The sequence below is a fragment of the Lactococcus sp. UBA7128 genome (assembly GCF_002492185.1).
Classification (GTDB): Bacteria; Bacillota; Bacilli; order Lactobacillales; family Streptococcaceae; genus Lactococcus; species Lactococcus muris.
The window spans coordinates 9451-10004 of the sequence record NZ_DKXK01000037.1 but is presented as its reverse complement, the minus strand read 5'-3'; the positions used below and the strand labels follow the sequence as shown (position 1 = coordinate 10004).

At 47.3% G+C, this 554-nt stretch carries 1 protein-coding gene; it reads right to left on the bottom strand.

Features of this window, described 5'->3' with window-relative positions; translation table 11 throughout:
* Nucleotides 1-554 (bottom strand): mucin-binding protein (locus B4H39_RS10295; protein WP_414672058.1); only part of this gene is annotated, 554 nt, incomplete at both ends.

Here is a 554-nt window from a genome sequence, read left to right as displayed (position 1 = left end):
ATTGGTGTCATAGCCAAGCAGCTCACCTGTTACTTTATCCACAACAGCAGTACGGGTGTAGGTCACGGTTTGAACTTCTTGTTTGAGGACCTTACCTGTCTCCTTGTCTACATAGTTGATGGTCCGGGTGATGGTCTTCGAAAGAGAAGACTTGTCGGTACCTTCTGGCCACTTCGGTCCATCTGGACGATTTGGATCAATTGGACTACCCGGTGTGCCCGGTTGTTCTGGACTTACAGATGTAGTTTCATGCTCATAATAAACATTAACCTCAGACGAGTCTGTACCTGGAGTGACTGTCACCTTATCCACCTCACTCACAGAAGGTGAACCGTAGCCTTGCGCACTGTAGTCTGGAGAAACAAGTTTGTCCCAGACATCAGAAGTCGTCGTCCATGAAGCGGAATCTTCTGTTGTGTCTACTTTTCCGTCACCATTGGTGTCATAGCCAAGCAACTCACCTGTTACTTTGTCCACAACAGCGGTACGGGTATAGGTCACCGTTTGAACTTCTTGTTTGAGGACCTTGCCTGTATTTTTGTCCACATAGTTGA